This window comes from Allohahella sp. A8 (genome assembly GCF_047946665.1).
Taxonomy (GTDB): Bacteria; Pseudomonadota; Gammaproteobacteria; order Pseudomonadales; family Oleiphilaceae; genus Allohahella.
This window is the reverse complement of record NZ_CP172312.1, coordinates 4,498,252-4,515,952: the sequence shown is the minus strand read 5'-3', so window position 1 is coordinate 4,515,952 and position 17,701 is coordinate 4,498,252. Positions and strand designations below refer to the sequence as shown.

At 54.1% G+C, this 17,701-nt stretch carries 14 protein-coding genes; 6 read left to right on the top strand and 8 right to left on the bottom strand.

What is annotated here, in order from left to right:
• Nucleotides 1-149 precede the first annotated feature (149 nt).
• The gene (locus ACH3PB_RS20155; RefSeq protein WP_416397279.1) at nt 150-1,598 is read left to right on the top strand and encodes a hypothetical protein; all 1,449 of its coding nucleotides are present in this window, start codon (nt 150-152) and stop codon (nt 1,596-1,598) included.
• Between the two features lie 47 nt (nt 1,599-1,645).
• On the opposite strand, the gene ACH3PB_RS20150 is transcribed toward ACH3PB_RS20155, so the two are convergent.
• From ACH3PB_RS20150 to ACH3PB_RS20130, 5 genes are all read right to left on the bottom strand, one after another.
• Nucleotides 1,646-2,440, bottom strand: coding sequence for an alpha/beta hydrolase family esterase (locus ACH3PB_RS20150; protein ID WP_416397278.1), 795 nt, complete (start codon nt 2,438-2,440; stop codon nt 1,646-1,648).
• A 210-nt stretch (nt 2,441-2,650) separates the two neighbouring features.
• Nucleotides 2,651-3,406 (bottom strand): tetratricopeptide repeat protein, encoded by a 756-nt coding sequence (locus ACH3PB_RS20145; RefSeq protein WP_416397277.1) that lies wholly within the window; start codon nt 3,404-3,406, stop codon nt 2,651-2,653.
• Nucleotides 3,407-3,501: 95 nt separating this feature from the next.
• Complete coding sequence (gene aceF, locus ACH3PB_RS20140; RefSeq protein WP_416397276.1) at nt 3,502-5,286, bottom strand: dihydrolipoyllysine-residue acetyltransferase; 1,785 nt, start codon at nt 5,284-5,286, stop codon at nt 3,502-3,504.
• 15 nt (nt 5,287-5,301) lie between these two features.
• Nucleotides 5,302-7,956 (bottom strand): pyruvate dehydrogenase (acetyl-transferring), homodimeric type, encoded by a 2,655-nt coding sequence (gene aceE, locus ACH3PB_RS20135; RefSeq protein WP_416397275.1) that lies wholly within the window; start codon nt 7,954-7,956, stop codon nt 5,302-5,304.
• A gap of 198 nt (nt 7,957-8,154) precedes the next feature.
• The gene (locus ACH3PB_RS20130) at nt 8,155-8,487 is read right to left on the bottom strand and encodes a PilZ domain-containing protein (protein ID WP_416397274.1); all 333 of its coding nucleotides are present in this window, start codon (nt 8,485-8,487) and stop codon (nt 8,155-8,157) included.
• Nucleotides 8,488-8,725: 238 nt separating this feature from the next.
• Here ACH3PB_RS20130 and ACH3PB_RS20125 point away from each other — a divergent pair, with 238 nt between their 5' ends.
• From ACH3PB_RS20125 to ACH3PB_RS20105, 5 genes are all read left to right on the top strand, one after another.
• The gene (locus tag ACH3PB_RS20125; RefSeq protein WP_416397273.1) at nt 8,726-9,841 is read left to right on the top strand and encodes a branched-chain amino acid ABC transporter substrate-binding protein; all 1,116 of its coding nucleotides are present in this window, start codon (nt 8,726-8,728) and stop codon (nt 9,839-9,841) included.
• 130 nt (nt 9,842-9,971) lie between these two features.
• Nucleotides 9,972-10,895 carry a high-affinity branched-chain amino acid ABC transporter permease LivH gene (gene livH / locus ACH3PB_RS20120; protein ID WP_416397272.1) on the top strand — a complete coding sequence of 308 codons (924 nt, stop codon included), beginning with the start codon at nt 9,972-9,974 and terminating at the stop codon, nt 10,893-10,895.
• Nucleotides 10,896-10,906: 11 nt separating this feature from the next.
• Nucleotides 10,907-12,214, top strand: a complete 1,308-nt coding sequence (locus tag ACH3PB_RS20115) for a high-affinity branched-chain amino acid ABC transporter permease LivM (protein WP_416397271.1) — start codon at nt 10,907-10,909, stop codon at nt 12,212-12,214.
• Nucleotides 12,215-12,219: 5 nt separating this feature from the next.
• Complete coding sequence (livG, locus tag ACH3PB_RS20110) at nt 12,220-12,975, top strand: high-affinity branched-chain amino acid ABC transporter ATP-binding protein LivG (RefSeq protein ID WP_416397270.1); 756 nt, start codon at nt 12,220-12,222, stop codon at nt 12,973-12,975.
• Nucleotides 12,975-13,676: an ABC transporter ATP-binding protein gene (locus ACH3PB_RS20105; RefSeq protein ID WP_416397269.1), complete on the top strand. Its 702-nt coding sequence runs from the start codon at nt 12,975-12,977 to the stop codon at nt 13,674-13,676. Before livG ends, ACH3PB_RS20105 begins: the two co-directional genes overlap by 1 nt.
• A gap of 152 nt (nt 13,677-13,828) precedes the next feature.
• On the opposite strand, the gene pnp is transcribed toward ACH3PB_RS20105, so the two are convergent.
• The 3 genes from pnp to truB all read right to left on the bottom strand — a co-directional run bounded on the left by pnp (nt 13,829) and on the right by truB (nt 17,694).
• Nucleotides 13,829-15,949, bottom strand: a complete 2,121-nt coding sequence (pnp, locus tag ACH3PB_RS20100) for a polyribonucleotide nucleotidyltransferase (protein ID WP_416397268.1) — start codon at nt 15,947-15,949, stop codon at nt 13,829-13,831.
• Nucleotides 15,950-16,301: 352 nt separating this feature from the next.
• On the bottom strand, nt 16,302-16,571 hold the full coding sequence (gene rpsO, locus ACH3PB_RS20095) for a 30S ribosomal protein S15 (protein WP_344808763.1): 270 nt from the start codon (nt 16,569-16,571) through the stop codon (nt 16,302-16,304).
• Between the two features lie 76 nt (nt 16,572-16,647).
• Entirely contained in the window at nt 16,648-17,694 is a 1,047-nt protein-coding gene (gene truB, locus ACH3PB_RS20090) for a tRNA pseudouridine(55) synthase TruB (RefSeq protein WP_416397267.1), read from the bottom strand.
• Between the last annotated feature and the right edge of the window lie 7 nt (nt 17,695-17,701).

The following is a 17,701-nucleotide window of genomic DNA, read 5'->3' as shown; positions in this document are numbered from 1 at the left end:
TGCTAAAATCTAATCTAAACCTGTCTTAACTACCTATTTACTTTGATTTTTCCTTTGCTCAAACTTCATACAGCTTAGAATTAAGTTGGCCTGGCTCTTGCTTAGGCTTAAGGAAGGTTCAGCTAATTTCTCATTTTGGGGTTTTGTGTATGCGGTATGGCAATGTGGCAAACGGGTTCAAGCTCACGGCACTTACGATTGCATTGGTTTCGCTAGCTGCCTGTGGTGGCGGTGGTAGTAGCAAGAGTAAAGGGACTGGTAGCACGCCGCCACCCGTTGCCACTCCAGAAGAAACAGAGATAGATCAAGGCGGACTCGATCCAGTCGAAGAGACCGCCTTTCAGACTCTTGATGAAGCTATTGCAGGCTACACAGTTGTTGAACGATCAGCTCCAGACCAGACCCCTGCTTCGGGAGCTTTCAACGTTTGCAAACCGCAGAAATTTTATTATATCGATAGCGCCCGAAAGCTTCAGGTCGGCTTTCAGAGTAACTCCGGTCTTACTGAAGCGGAGCGGTTGCGTCTTGCAAAAATCTCAGCTCTTGCGCTTGACGCAACGCTTACGAACTATGGGTTCACTGGGGGTGAACCAGAACTAATCACCGACCTCGTTGGAACCAAGAAAGTTGAAAAGCCCACCCCTGAGGCGACTGACGACACCCCCGGTACGCTCCCTTATTTTATCTGCGTAAAGTCAGTGAACAATCCGCTCGATTCTCGAGATATTTTCGCGGAGATCGGACCCTTTGATAAAGACGCGGGGTTCTATCGGCAGGCCAAGGATCAGTTCGCCAACTCTATTACTGAGCGTCTGAGAAGTACTACAGATAATTACGAAGAGATTCACTTCTGGTTTGACGAGGGCCTGGCAAACTTTTCGGGAGATAATGCATTGGTAGGTTCGTCGACTTCTTGGACCTCGACTATTGCGCCCAATGGTGCCTTACCCAATCCGATGGAGATGAAAACGACGCAAAGTGCCGGCATTTCAGGAACCAACGATCCTCGTTTTTTCCAACTTTATCCATATTACGCTACAACTCTGGCCTACATACTCAGCCCGGATGGACTTAATCTGACACGTAGCGATATGAAAAACTGGTCTCTCGCAGCTGTTCAAACTGGTAGCAATTTCGAGGCGGCTTTCAATCAGCTGGGGTTAGGCCAGAAGAGTGCCGCTCCAGCCGCTAGTTTTTCTAGCCTTAAAGGCACGATCGTAAGCCGTGTTGATACCTGGCTAGACCAGAAGGGTAGTTCGACCACACTTACTGATTGGTCAACTGCTCCTGAAGCCACAGTGACGGCCGTAACTATCGCACGTAAGCCAGATTGGCAATTTGCACCTATAAAGGGATACAACATCAGGCTCGAAGGCGGTGCTTACGTGTTTGACTCGCTTGTATACACCCTCGCATCTGGCGGCCACGACGCTTTCATAACTACTCGTGGCCCGGCTGTCGATGGGAGCGCGCCTGAATGCTATGGTCCCGTTGAAGTTGCCGTCACGAATGATGGGAGCGGCGAGAATGGCAAGTTAGCTTCGACGCTGTCGTTAAACGGTGTTCCCGCCATCAACTGCAACCAGATACCGCTCTAACTTCCTGGAGCGTCCCCCCTTTAGGGACTGTGACAGAAAGGCGTACCTTATTCAGGTACGCCTTTTTTTTGCTTCCGAGCTTTGCTGGCATCCATCCAGTCGAGGATGTAGTTGGTGGCATCCACTTCGTCGCTCACCCCACCCCGCCAAGTCAGCCATGCCAACCATTGAGGTTCACCTGGCCACGTATGGCCGGCATTCTCCAGGGTCATTACCTCGACGAATTTCTGCGATTCGCAGTCATCAAAGAAGGCCTGATTTCGGACACTGCCGTCTTCATTGCGATTAAGGCGCAGCGTTATGGGATCCGGCTCGCAGCCATTGATTTTCCTAAAGGCTTCCACCGTTTCATCGCGGGAGAGAATATTCCCGAACAGGAAGTCAAGAAAGAATATATCTCCACCGCTCGAAGGCAGAATCCAGTCGTCATCGCCATAGATCATCAGGAGGTCGGAATAGGCCTGCGGCTCGCAGTCCTGTACCAGACGCCCTGGCAAGCTACTGACAACCGTTGCTGCACCGGCAATTTCGAGGCCGCCGAAACCGCTCTCCTGCGACTGGCAGAGAATGCGCATGGCCAGCATGCCGCCACTGGACATACCAACGATATAGAGCGGTCGACCAGGATAGTCAGCAGCCACCGTCTTTACGGCACCGGATATGTAGCCGAGGTCATCGGCATCGAGCCATTCGGCCACCGTCGTCCGGCCACCACGACCGTCATTCCAGCTGCGCCCGATACCCGAGGGGTAGATGACCACATCTCCACGCGCCACGGCCTCCTCCGCGAAGCCTGTAATCCATTCGGTCAGACCGGGAGGCGCCAGCGCAGGGTGTAGCATGAGAATAAGTGCGGAGGGATCGTTTGGTTCAGTTGTAGATGGCGAAACGACGTAATAACAACGATCAGAGCGATCATGTATTTCACACACTTCACGGGTGTGATCAAAGCTCCCAAGCACCGTGTGATAGGCACAGCCGGCAATAGCCGACGACAGAAGAGCAGCGGAGAAGGCTGCTGCACTTTTTTTTATGCCCCCACGTAAGCGCATCTATTTCTGTGCGTTGAGGTCGACGAGCCCAGCCTGCTGCATCTTGAAAGCGCCGATCTTGTCCAGGGCAGCCTTTCGCTCCTCCTCCGTGGTTTTGGATGCCAGGAAAGACGTGAACACTACAGCGGGTTTGAAACCTTTTTCAGAGGCCAGCTTCGCCCATTTCAAAGCTTCGATCATATTCTTCTCGGTGCCGGCTGCTGTAGCGTAGGCATACGCTGCATTGTACTGCCCAAAGGGATTGTCCTGTTCGGCAGCTTTCAGGAACCATTCCAGCGCCTTTGCTTCATCCTTATCGACACCTTCACCAAGGCTGTAGCGCAGACCGAGATTATATTGAGCGGTGGCATTGCCGCCTTCAGCAGCTTTACGGAACCATTCCACGGCTTTGGCATGATCGAGTTCCACACCCTTACCATTGTTATAGGCCTGGCCAACGCTATTTTCCGACGGGTGATGACCGGTCTTAGCGCCGATCATGAACAGCTCGAATGCTTTATCGAAGTTCTGCTCAGTGCCACGGCCGTGGTCGTACATCATGGCCAGCAGATAGGTAGCCGCCACTTCACCCTTGTCACTCTGTTTCTGAAGCAACTTGATGGCGTCTTCATACTTCTCTGCCTTGAGCAACTTGGCCAGCTTATCGGCCTGCTCTATGGCCTGTGCAGGCTGGACAGTGAAAAGTGCCGTGCAGAAGATTGCACTGACGACTGTTTTCTTTGATATCAAACGGATAAACGCAGTTAGTCTGGACAAGGACGGAGTAACCTCTTGTTGTAATGGTAGCCGACGGGTCAGCGGCGACCCGTCTCCTCAAGTACTTCTTATGTCTCGCATGCTAACACAGCCGCCTACAACAACATGTGGCGTATATCACCAAGCAGCTCACCTAACAAAGATGTAAAGCGCGCGGCATCAGCCCCATTGACTGCCCTATGATCGTAAGACAGCGATAGCGGTAGCATGAGCCGTGGCTGGAAGCTGCCTTCTACATATACCGGCTTGATGCTGGCCCTCGACACGCCAAGGATAGCAACCTCGGGCGTGTTGACTATAGGCGTAAAGGCTGTACCGCCGATGGCACCCAGGCTTGATATGGTGAAACATCCGCCCTGCATCTCGCTCGACTTGAGCTTCTTGTCGCGAGCCTTGTTGGCCAGTTCAATGCACTCGCGTGCGATGTCCCAGATGCTTTTCTGATCGACATCACGAATGACAGGTACCAGCAGGCCAGACGGTGTGTCGACCGCCATGCCGATATGCACATAGTCTTTGTGCACGAGCTCATGCCGGTCGAAGTCCTGCGCCACGTTGAACTGGGGAATGCGTCGAAGCGCAATCGCACATGCTTTCAACAGAAAAGGCAGAATGGTCAGCTTCGTATTCTGCCGTTCAGCGGCAGCTTTCTGAGCCTTGCGAAAGTCTTCCAGTTCCGTGATATCAGCTTCGTCGAACTGAGTAACATGAGGAACAGTCTGCCAGCTGCGGCTCATGTTCTCTGCGGTCAGTTTCTGTATTTTCGTCATCGCCTGACGACTGGTCTCACCAAACTGGCTGAAGTCCGGTAACGGAACAGAGGCTATGCGAATACCGCCGCCGGCACTGCCCGCTTTGCCAATAGCCTGCATATTGGACTTCACGAAGTCCTGCAGGTCCTCCTTGAGTATCCTCTGCTTCGGCCCCGAGCCCTCGATGCTTTCCAGCTTGACGCCGAGCTCCCTGGCCAGCTTTCTGACCGCTGGTCCCGCGTGTACTGCACTTGAGGCTGGCTCGCGGCCATCGGTCGCCTCACGCCGCACCTTCGGCGCCTTCTCAGGCCTCTGAGAGTCGGCTTCGTCCGATTCACCTTTCTCTGCAGCTGCTGAGGACGTGCGTTCGGCAGACTTTCCACCGTCTTTCGCCGCACCAGTGCCAGATTTGCCTTTTTCTTCGGAGTCAGACGATCTGGCACCACCACCCTCGACCTCGATCCTCACTACAGGCGAGCCCTGTTTGACCTTATCGTTCACAGCCACGAGGATCTCGACAACCTTCCCACCTTTCGAGGCGGGCACATCCATGGTCGCCTTGTCAGACTCAAGCACGACCAGCGAGTCTTCAGGCTTGATGACGTCGCCAATCGCAACGCTGATCTCAATAACCGGTACCTCACCGAAATCACCGAGATCAGGCACGGTGAGGACTTCAGTCGACCCAGCCTCGTCGCCGGTGTCGGCTGAGCGCTCTACGCTCTCCTTGGTCTGCTGCTCTTCGCTACCATCTGGATCACGGTTGGCTGAATCAGGGCTGGGTGCTGGCGTCTCTTCCGCCCGGTCGCTTTCATCAGCATCGGCCGACTCCCGACTTTCGTCACCGTCGGTTTCCGTGCCGTCCTCTTCGTCATCGGCCTTGTCACCGGCGTCTGCCTCCTCAAGTTCGGCTATGACGTCACCTTCGTTCAGCTTGTCACCCACCTTGACCTTGATGGACTTGATTCGACCACCCTCTGGCGCAGGAATATCCATCGATGCCTTGTCGGACTCCATTGCGAGAATGGAATCCTCTGCTGCGATATCATCACCTTCCGACACATAGATTTCGATGACTTCGACGTCACTGGCACCACCGAGATCGGGAACCCTGATTTCCTTGCTCATCTCTGCTCTCCCCGATCAGGCTACGGCTGGATTCTGTTTGTCAGGGTCGATGCCCAGATCTTCGATGGCCTGGGCCACGACATCTGATGTGAGCACGCCGTCCTGGACCAGCGCATCGAGCGCAGCGACCGCGATGTAACGATGGTCGACCTCGAAGTGTGATCGAAGCTGCTCACGGGTATCACTTCTACCGAAGCCATCCGTGCCCAGCACCTGGTAGATGTGATGTGGCACGAACTGGCGAATTTGATCGGCAAACAAACGCATGTAATCCGTGGCGGCGATGACCGGCCCCTTCTTGGACTTCAGGCATTGCGCCACATAGCTTTCACGCTTGTTTTCTGTCGGATGCAGCATGTTCCACCGCCGCACGTGGTGGCCGTCTCGCGCCAGCTCGGTGAAGCTGGTACAGCACCAGATATCCGAATCGATATCGTACTTGTCATTCAAGAGCGTGGCCGCTTTGCGCACCTCGTTAAATATCGTTCCACTACCGAGCAATTGCACCCTGGCCTTGCCGTTGCGACTCCCTTCTTCGAAGAGATACATTCCCTTGACGATTCCGGACTCGACACCCTCTGGCATCGCCGGATGCTCGTAATTCTCATTCATCAGGGTGATATAGAAATACACGCTCTCGTTTTCGGCATACATTCGCCGCATGCCCTCGCGAATGATGACGGCGACTTCGTAGCCGAATACCGGATCGTAGGAAATACAGTTCGGGATCGTGGCGGAGAGTACATGACTATGTCCGTCCTGGTGCTGCAGACCTTCACCATTGAGGGTTGTTCTGCCTGCAGTGCCGCCGAGCAGAAAACCGCGGCAACGCATATCGCCGGCTGCCCAAGCCAAATCGCCTACCCGCTGGAAACCGAACATCGAGTAGTAGATGTAGAAAGGAATCAGCGGATAGTCATTGTTGCTGTATGAAGTCGCCGCAGCCATCCAGGCGGCCATGGCACCAGCTTCGTTGATCCCCTCTTCGAGAATCTGACCCTGCTTGTCCTCGCGGTAGAACATCATCTGACCGCTGTCATTTGGCGTGTACTTCTGGCCCTCTGAGGTGTAGATGCCCAGCTGCCTGAACATGCCCTCCATCCCGAAGGTCCGCGCTTCATCTGGCACGATGGGCACGATGCGCTTACCAATCTGCTTATCCTTGACGAGCGTGTTAAGCACCCTTACGAATGCCATGGTCGATGAAATTTCACGACCATCACTCCCACCAGTCACGGCTTTGAAAGCATCGAGGCCAGGGATTGGCAGTTTCTGCGTATCGGCACGACGCTTCGGCAGATATCCCCCGAGCTTCTCACGGCGCTTTTTCATGTAGACCGCTTCCGGCGAATCCGGCGAAGGCCTGTAGTACGGCAGCGCCTCGATTTCGTCGTCAGGAATGGGCACACCAAAGCGGTCGCGGAATTTCTTCACCGTCTCGATGTCCAGCTTCTTCAGCTGATGGGTCGTGTTCTGGGACTCGCCCTGCTCACCAAAGCCATAACCTTTTACTGTGTGCGCCAGTATGACAGTCGGCTGGCCTTTATGGTGGGTCGCTGCATGGTAAGCGGCGTAAACTTTGTAGGGGTCATGGCCGCCACGATTGAGCCGATAGATATCTTCATCGGTGAGGTCCTCCACCATCTTTAGCAGCTCAGGATACTTGCCAAAGAAGTGCTTGCGGGTATAGGCGCCGCCATTGGACTTATAGTTCTGCATTTCACCATCGACGGAGAGATCCATGGCTTTCTGCATCAGTCCATTATCGTCCTTTTCGAACAAGGGATCCCAGTGTCGCCCCCAGACTACTTTCAACACGTTCCAGCCGGCGCCCCTGAATACTCCTTCAAGCTCCTGAATGATCTTCCCATTGCCCCGAACTGGGCCATCCAGCCGCTGCAGGTTGCAATTGATCACGAAGATGAGATTATCGAGTTTCTCACGCCCCGCAAGGCCAATGGCGCCAAGCGTCTCAGGCTCATCACACTCGCCATCGCCGACATAGCACCAGACCTTGCGCTCGGAATGATCGCTCAATTCGCGGCTGTGAAGGTATTTCATGACATGCGCCTGGTAGATCGCCTGAATCGGACCAAGGCCCATCGACACAGTCGGAAACTGCCAGTATTCGGGCATAAGCCAGGGATGCGGATAGGATGTCAATCCGCCGCCATCAACGTCGCTTCTGAAGCGATCCATCTGTTCTTCGGTGATGCGGCCTTCGAGATAGGAGCGCGCATAGATACCAGGCGATGAATGACCTTGCCAGTAAATAAGGTCAGCCTCGCGCTTGTCGTCACCGCCGTGAAAGAAATAGTTGAATCCGACGTCGTAAAGAGTGGCAATGGACGTGAAGGTCGAGACATGCCCTCCGAGATCACCCGGACGCTTGTTAGCCCGCAGCACCATCACCAGGGCATTCCACCTCACAAGCGAGCGTATCCGCCGCTCCATGAAGAGATCGCCGGGCATCCTGGCTTCCTGGGTGACCGGTATCGTATTTCGGAAGGGCGTCACGATGGAGTACGGTAGCTGGGTACCATCGCGTGTGGCGCGTTCGGCAAGTCGGGTGAGCAGGTAACGGGTCCGCTCTATCCCCTCGTTCTCGAGAACCGATTCTAGCGAATCCAGCCATTCACGGGTTTCAATCGGATCTGCATCGTCGTGCATCGAACGCTCCTGAATTTTATTATCGATTTAATGAGGAACCACTAGATAGCAACTACGAAAACGAGCGGCTCACAGCCTTGCGTCATACTTTCGGCGTGCCCAACTATATGAACAATCGAGCAGGGAAATAAAGGGCTGGATAAGAATAAACGCAGAAACAGGCGCCGGATATCGAGCGCCTGCGGTTACTGAGGGACTTCAGACGATGCTGAATGAGTAATCGTGAAGGAATTTTTCGTCTTTCTCGGAGATTTTTTCGATCTCCGTCCCGGCCATGTAGCTTGCGCTTCGGATAACGCTATGACGAACAACAACGATGCAGAGGAACTCCCAGGTTTTGCCGCCATGACGGACCTCTATACGCAACATAAGCCTGGTATTTAATGGATACTGAATCTCTGTATCGAGGAGGAAGCCCTGTGCTGAAGCGTTCTCAACTTTGCAAAGGCTCATAGATTTATCAGGCGCTTGCGCAATACAGCGCCAGCCAGCTGCCCGGCGGGGACTACGTCGACCTTCTTCGCTGCTCATAGAGTTCGCATGGCGGACAAAATGTGTTCGCCACGGTGATGCCTGATTGTTGCCGTCACGATTCCTCCGCGAGTAGATGTCTGAAAATACGTCCAACTATCAAGTATAGGCCAGTGCACCGCCGCGTCACCCTGACGCTGCCACTTTTCTCCGCGAGCAATTGCCAGTAGTATCGCTGCAATGCTGGCCGAATTGATCGCCGCATGAGCCTCTCATACTGAAACAGGAAAAGTGGGACATGAAAAAAATTATAAGACTGACCACGGTTGCCACATTTGCGGCCTGCTCCATGACTGCAATGACAGCAATCGCGGAAGACATCAAGATTGCCATTGCCGGCCCTGCAACTGGCGATGTCGCTCAATACGGTGACATGCAGTTCATGGGCGCCAAGATGGCGGTTGAGCAGATCAACAAAGCCGGCGGTGTCGATGGCAAAATGCTGAAGGCAGAAATTTTCGATGACGCTTGCGAGCCAAAGCAGGCCAACCTCGTAGCCAACAAGATTGTCAACGAAGGTTACAAATTCGTGGTCGGCCACCTCTGCTCCGGTGCGACCCAGCCTGCTTCGACTATTTATGAAGACGAAGGCATCGTCATGATCACCCCGGCCTCGACAAGCCCTGAGATCAGTGACCGCGGCTATACCATGATTTTCCGTACCATCGGCCTGGACAGTGATCAGGGCCCTACCGCCGCTACTTATATCGCAGACAAGGTCAAGCCAAAGGCTGTCGCCGTCATTCACGACAAGCAGCAGTATGGCGAAGGTATTGCCACTTCGGTCCGTGACAGCCTCAAAGAGAAAGGCGTCAAGGTCGTGATGTTTGAAGGTATCAACAAGGGTGACAAGGACTTCTCTTCGCTGATCTCCAAGATGCAGAAGGAGAAAGTGGACTTCGTTTACTACGGCGGCTATCACCCGGAACTTGGCCTGCTACTGCGCCAGTCTGCCGAGAAGAATTTCAAAGCCCAGTACATGGGACCTGAAGGCGTAGGTAACAAGGATATCAGCACCATTGCTGGTGACGCTTCCGAAGGACTTCTGGTGACCCTGCCACCAGCTTTCGACAAGCGCGAAGAAAACAAGGATCTGGTCAAGGCATTCGAAGCCAAGAAGGAAGATGCGAGCGGCGCCTTCGTCCTCACATCTTACGCTGCGGTGAAGGTCATTGCCGATGCTATAGAAGGTGCAGACAGCACTGACACATCCAAGGTCGCCAAATACATTCACAACAACAGCTTCCAGACGCCCATGGGCGAGATTGCCTTTAATGAGAAAGGCGACATCGCGAACTTCAAGTTCGAAGTTTACAATTGGCACAAGGATGGTACCAAAACTGCTGCAGAATAGTGGTAGGATAGCCACCGTTTTGCGGGCGCCGCTGCCATGGCTACAGCCTTGTTGGCGGCGACAGTGAATGTAGACTGAAAAGCCCAGCCACAAGCTGGGCTTTTCGCATGATCAGAGAAGAGCATCACACATGGGCGATTTCTACTATTTCCTACAACAATTCATAAACGGCATTACCCTCGGCAGCGCCTATGCGCTCATCGCCATCGGCTACACAATGGTCTATGGCATTATCGGAATGATCAATTTCGCCCACGGCGAAATCTACATGATCTCGACGTATGTGGCCTTCATAGCCATCACCTGTCTGGCCATGCTTGGCATCGAATATCTGCCGGTGGTCTTCCTGATAGCGCTACTCACCACGGTGCTCATTTCGAGCACTTTCGGCTACGCACTGGAACGTGTGGCCTACCGTCCACTGCGAGGCGGGAACAGACTGATTCCATTGATCTCCGCTATCGGCATGAGCATCTTCCTGCAGAACTATGTGTTACTGGGTCAGAGCTCACGGGACGTCGCGCTGCCGCAGATGGTATCGGGCGGCATCACGATGGGTGATGACGACGCCTTCCAGGCCACGCTCTCATACATGCAGATGATCATCCTGGTGGTCACGCTGATCAGCATGGCGTTGCTATCCTGGTTCATTTCCAGATCTCGTACCGGACGAGCCTGTCGTGCCGTGTCAGCAGACATGAAGATGGCGAGTCTGCTCGGTATCGACACTAACAAGATCATAGCCATCACCTTTATCATCGGCGCAGCCCTTGCGGCAGTCGCTGGCCTGCTTCTCGGCATGCATTATGGCGTAGCCAATCCCTTCATCGGCTTTATTGCCGGGCTGAAAGCCTTCACCGCGGCCGTACTCGGCGGCATTGGCAGCATACCTGGTGCTGTACTGGGAGGTCTCATTCTTGGCGTTGCCGAGAGCATGACCGCCGCTTATATCAGCTCTGAATATCGCAACGTGGTCGCTTTTGCGCTGCTGGTTCTCATACTGCTGTTCCGGCCGACGGGGATACTCGGAAAGCCTGAAGTCGAAAAAATCTAGGATACGCCAGCATGCGCTCAACCTTACCCAACGCAGCTTTAGCTGCTGTCATTATGTTCATCCTGACTTTCCCCTTGCTCGGCCTCAAGCTGGAGCGGGAAGGTGTTACCCTGAGTGTGAATGGTGCCGATACCGAGACCTGGATCCTGATTGGTCTAGGCGTCGCTGCCGTGTTCTTCTTTCAGCTCTTCAGACCGGCTATCACCGCCGTCCGACAACGCGTCCTTGGTGTTCACGCCAGCCACGGTCGCTTCAATTTTGACGATGGTTTCAAGCAGAAGTTCGAGAAGGTGGCATTGGCAGCGCTGCTTTGTCTCGCGTTGATCTGGCCCTTCATCAGTGATCGCGGCAACATCGATCTGGCCACGCTGGTGCTGATCTATGTCATGCTTGGGCTTGGTCTCAACATCGTTGTCGGTCTTGCCGGCCTTCTAGACCTCGGTTACGTCGCCTTCTATGCGGTAGGCGCCTACAGCTATGCGCTGTTGTCACAGTACTGGGGTGTCTCGTTCTGGGTGGCTTTGCCCATAGGCGGGCTGTTAGCCGCTTTCTTCGGTTTTCTACTCGGCTTTCCAGTTTTGCGCCTGCGGGGCGATTATCTCGCGATCGTGACGCTCGGTTTCGGTGAGATCATCCGTGAACTTCTCAATATTCATACGGATCTCACGGGCGGTCCGAACGGTATCGGCGGCATCCCAAAGCCTACCCTGCCTGCGATACAGCTTGAACCGGAGCCAGCGCTGGTAGCCCTGGAATTTGGTCGACGTGCCAAGGAAGAAGGCAACCTGACTTTTCATGAATTCTTCGGGCTTGAATACAGCTCGGAAACCAAGGTCATGTTTCTTTACCTTATCGCACTGGCGCTGGTCCTACTCACCTTGTTCGTGATTCGTCGGCTGACAAAAATGCCGGTGGGTCGCGCCTGGGAAGCCTTGCGTGAAGATGAGATCGCCAGCCGTTCGCTCGGCTTGAACAAGACCGGCATCAAGCTTTCTGCCTTCACTATAGGCGCCAGCTTCGCAGGCTTCGCCGGCTGTTTCTTTGCTGCACGTCAGGGGTTCATCAGTCCTGAATCGTTCACCTTTATAGAATCGGCCATCATTCTGGCCATCGTCGTACTTGGCGGAATGGGCTCTCAGATCGGGGTCATTTGCGCCGCTGTCGTCATGATCGTTCTACCAGAGCTAGCCAGGGAGTTCGCTGAATACCGCATGCTGATCTTCGGTGCCATGATGGTGCTGATGATGATATGGCGGCCTGAAGGGCTCCTGCCGGTGAAGCGTTCACACATTCAGATCAAGACCTCACAGGAGTCGTAGAAAATATGTTGAGAGTCAGAGATCTGACCATGCGCTTTGGCGGCCTTGTTGCCGTCGACCAGGTAAACCTTGACCTGAACGAACAGGAGATTGTGTCTGTCATAGGACCAAACGGTGCTGGCAAGACAACCATTTTCAATTGCATCAGTGGCTTTTATAAGCCAAGTGGCGGCGAAATCAGCTTCAGGAACTCGCCTATCCACAATTTGCCTGACTTCAAGATTTCGCGTTTGGGCATGGTGCGTACCTTCCAGCACGTGCGTCTGTTCGGCAGCATGACCGTGATCGAGAACCTGCTCGTCGCCCAGCATCGCCACGTCAACACAGGCCTGCTGGCCGGGCTGTTCGCCACCAAGAATTACCGTCAACGTGAAGAGGACGCCATGGAGCGGGCCACTTACTGGCTCGAGAAGCTTGACCTGATACAGGTAGCCAACCGTGAAGCTGCCAACCTCTCTTACGGTCAGCAACGCCGGCTGGAAATCGCACGATGCATGGTAACCGAGCCTCACGCGCTGCTGCTGGATGAGCCGGCTGCAGGCCTGAACCCGCGAGAGACGCGCGACCTCAACGAGCTGATCATGCGCCTGAAGCTGGACTACAACGTGGCAATCCTCCTGATCGAACACGATATGGGACTGGTGATGGACATATCGGACCGAATCTATGTGGTCAACCAGGGCCGGCCTCTGGCGACTGGCACACCCGAAGAGATCCGTAATAATCCCGAAGTCATCAAAGCCTATTTGGGAGAAGCCTGATGCTACGTTTCAATGAGGTTCATGCCCATTACGGCAAGATTGAGGCGCTTCACGGAATTACGCTGGAAGTGAAGCAGAACGAAATCGTCACTCTGATCGGTGCCAATGGTGCCGGAAAGACGACCCTGCTGATGACACTCTGCGGAGACCCGCGGGCAAGTAGCGGCACTATCGAGTTCGACGGTAATCCAATTCACGAACTGCCTACGGCTGAGATCATGCGTTCGGGCATCGCTGTGGTACCTGAGGGCCGTCGAGTCTTCTCAGGCATGACTGTAATAGAGAACCTGCACATGGGTGGCTTCTTTACCGACAAAGCCAGTTTCCACCGTATCCTTGATGAAGTGTTCGAGCTCTTTCCGCGGCTGGCGGAGCGCAAGGAGCAGCGTGCAGGAACCATGTCGGGTGGTGAGCAGCAAATGTTGGCAATCGGGCGGGCTCTTATGAGCAAGCCTCGACTTTTGCTCCTAGACGAGCCATCGCTCGGCCTTGCGCCTATTATCATTCAGCAGATTTTCTCGACGATTGAAACGCTGCGGGACAAGGGTATGACCATCTTTCTGGTTGAGCAGAACGCCAACCAGGCGCTGCAACTCGCAGACCGTGGCTATGTGTTGGAAAATGGTAGCATCGTGTTGGACGACACCGGAGACGCACTTCTCGCCAATGACGCAGTGAAGAACGCCTACCTCGGCGGCTGATTCAGCCAGACTGGCTACGAGTTAAAAACAGAAACGGCGCCCCGAGGCGCCGTTTCTGTTTTCAGGCCAGGGATCTTCTCCCCTGCCTGCGATACTAGTGACCGTAGTGTCCGAAGCCTGATTTCGAGGTCTTCGGACAGCACTGCCAAGGCTTATTCTGCAGACTGCAGCTCAGCCTTGTCTTCTTCGGTCACTTCCTTCATGGACAGCTTCACGCGGCCTCGATTGTCGACGTCCAGCACCTTCACAGGCACCATGTCCCCTTCCTTGATGTAGTCAGACACATTCTCGACGCGCTCCTGGGAGATTTGCGAGATGTGGACCAGACCGTCCTTGCCAGGCAGGAAGTTGACGAACGCACCGAAGTCCACGATCCGCTCCACGCGACCTTGATACACACGGCCGATTTCCGCTTCAGCAGTAATTTCATTGATACGGAACAGGGCCTTGTCGGAAGACGCCTTGTCCGCCGCGAATATCTTGATGGTACCGTCGTCTTCGATGTCGATGGATGCACCAGACTCTTCACAGATAGAACGGATAGTTGCGCCGCCCTTACCGATGATGTCACGGATTTTCTCGGCATCGATCTTGATGGTTTTCATTTTCGGTGCATTGTCCGCCAGTTCTTCACGTGACAGCGCCAGAACAGCGTTCATCTCGCCCAGGATGTGCAGTCTCGCATCCTTGGCCTGGTTGAGCGCCTGCTCCATGATTTCTTCTGTAATGCCGGTAATCTTGATATCCATCTGCAGCGCAGTGATACCACCTTTGCTACCAGCCACTTTGAAGTCCATGTCGCCGAGGTGATCTTCGTCGCCGAGGATATCGGTCAGTACTGCAAAACGATCACCTTCCTTGATGAGACCCATTGCGATACCAGCAACAGGTGCTTTCAGCGGCACACCGGCATCCATAAGGGCAAGCGAGCTACCGCACACACTGGCCATCGAGCTGGAACCATTGGACTCGGTGATCTCTGAAACCACGCGAAGGGCGTATGGGAAATCGTCATAGTTCGGCATCATCGCCTGAATACCACGACGAGCCAGACGGCCGTGACCTATCTCCCGACGGCCTACGCCACCGATCCTCGAAACTTCACCGACCGAGTACGGAGGGAAGTTGTAATGGAACAGGAAGTTCTCTTTCTTCTCGCCTTCCAGGGCATCTATGCGCATGACGTCACGCGTGCTACCCAACGTGGCCACTACAAGAGCCTGCGTTTCACCACGGGTGAAGAGTGCTGAGCCGTGGGCATTCGGCAGTACACCTACTTCAACGGAAATCGGCCGCACAGTCGTGGTGTCACGACCATCAATACGCGGCTGCTTGTCAAGAATCTGATTTCGAACAGTGGCTTTCTCGAGCTTGCTAAAGTAGCTCTTGATCTCTTCCGCATCAAAACCGTTGCCATTCTCGTCAGCCTTCAGCTGCTCCACAGCTTCCTTCTTGAGATCGCCAAGCGCCTTGTACCGCTCCATCTTCTGACGAATCGTGTAGCTCTCTGCGACGCGTGACCCGAACTTGTCGGCCAGAATCGCCTTGAGCTCTTCGTTGACTGAAGGTGGTGTCCACTCGAACTTCGGAATATCGACCTTGGATGCAAAATCCTTGATGGCCTCGATAGCGACCTGCATCTCTTCATGGGCGTAGAGTACAGCGCCGAGCATGATGTCTTCGGAAAGTTCACTCGCTTCGGATTCAACCATCAGAACAGCATCAGCTGTACCGGCGACAACCATGTCGAGACGTGACTTTTCGAGGTATTCGAAGGTTGGATTCAGCGTGTAGCCGAGTTCGTCGGTATACGCTACACGCGCACCAGCCAGTGGGCCCTCAAAAGGCAAACCTGCAATCTCGAGAGCGGCTGCGGTGCCGAGAATCGCTGCGATGTCTGGATCCTGGGTCTTGCCAGCTGAGAGAACAGTACAAAGGATCTGAACTTCGTTATCAAAACCCTTCTTGAACAGCGGGCGAACTGGTCGGTCGATCAGACGCGAAGTAAGCGTTTCCTTCTCACTTGGTCGGCCTTCACGCTTGAAGTAACCACCTGGAATCTTCCCCACGGCGTAGGTCTTTTCCTGATAGTGGACCGACAGAGGGAAAAACCCACGGCCTGGCACGGCTTCCTTTTGGGCAACGACAGTACAGAGCACAACCGTATCATCAATCGTGACCATGACAGCCGCTGTAGCCTGACGAGCGACACGACCGGTTTCGAATGTGACTTGAGCGTTTCCATAGCGGAATGATTTTGTAATTGGATTCACTGAATTTCCTTCAAGTATTGTTGGATCAGTGCTGGACGCTAGAGTTGGCAATGCTGATCAAAGCCATACGGAGACGCCCAACGAGAACTCATTCGGGCAACAGACACTGATGCGTACGACGAATACCGAGGAAATTCTGAGAAACCGATTTAGGACTGGCCATGACGGCCCTTGATTCTACCCATAGACGATGCAGGCATCGCTTCACATCAGAACCAGGAACACAGACCAGTAATTCGGCTTTACGGAAGTCCCTCGCGATTCGAACAATCAATTGTTTACTACACGAACGCGGGGATTATAACCCTCGGCAGCCTGAGCTGCCAAAGGATTATGAAGAACGGAGAAATGACTAACGACGCAGACTCAGACGCTGGATGAGGCTCAGATACCGCTCATCATTCTTGCGCTTGAGATAGTCAAGCAGCTTGCGACGCTGGTTGACCATACGAATCAGACCACGACGTGAGTGGTGATCGTGCTTGTGAGCCTTGAAATGATCCTGCAGCTTGTTGATGTTGTGCGTCAACAGAGCGACCTGGACTTCCGGTGAACCGGTATCGCCTTCCTGAGTCTGATAATCCTTCAGGATGCCTGCTTTTTCTTCAGCTGATAATGACATAGATATTTCCTCAGTATGCTTTTATGAAAAGAACCCAACCGCGCATACATACAGTCGGCTCCGTTATAGAATTCTGCTATTGCAGGCTCGCCACGATTGCGCTGGTATTCACCAACTTGCATATCTCGAGTCTCAGCCTAGCGTGGGCTGCACTTCCTACGGGCTCTTCGGACGGGTGGACGAGGCCTAAAAAACAGCCCAGTCCATACACCCGATACAGCGGCTTCTCTGGCAGAGAAGCATCCGCCAGATCCTGTGGCTTGCTCGCCTTCAACCCCAGGCCAAGGCCAGGGTCGCGGATTATAACCTCTCTGCCGACGATAAGCGAGCGCGCAGCAGCGTCATCAATGTCGAGCCTCGGCAGGTGGCCTAATGCAAGGTCTACCGGACGAATAGCAGCAACAAGAGACCGGGCTTCAGCCGCAAGGAGCTCAGGCTCGCGCTCTACACGCTCATCCGCACTGTCCAGCTGCATCTCATAACGATCAGGCAATTGGTGCGCGTCTTCAAGCGTAAACGGGCCGCTGGCTGTTCGCCTCAAGCTGGCGAGATGTGCACCGTATCCAAGTTTGCGACCGATATCCTCCGCCAGCGTTCTGATATACGTGCCTTTACTGCAGGTCACTTTCAACGTAAGCAAGGGCGAAGCGTGAGAAACAAGGTCCAGACTGCGAATCTCTATGCTGCGCGAAGGGCGGTCAACCGCCTTCCCCTGCCGTGCGAGCTTGTACAGTGGCTGACCTTTGTGCTTGAGCGCGGAATACATTGGCGGAATCTGCTCGATTCGACCAATGAACTGGCTGATCACTTCTTCAAGATGCGCCACATCCAACTGGGGAGGCACAGGTTTATCCTCAAGGATTTCACCCTCGCGGTCGCCGGTCGAAGTTGTCTGTCCCAGACGGACTTCCGTCAAATAGGTCTTGTCGGCATCGAGAAAGAAGCGTGAGAACTTGGTGGCATCTCCTAGACAAATCGGCAGCAGACCGGTGGCCATCGGGTCAAGGGTTCCCGTGTGGCCAGCCTTCGCCGCACCAATAAAGCGCTTCACACGCTGTAAGGCCGCATTCGAAGACAGCCCCAGAGGCTTGTCGATGCAAAGCACACCATCGAGTTGTTTCATGAATGAT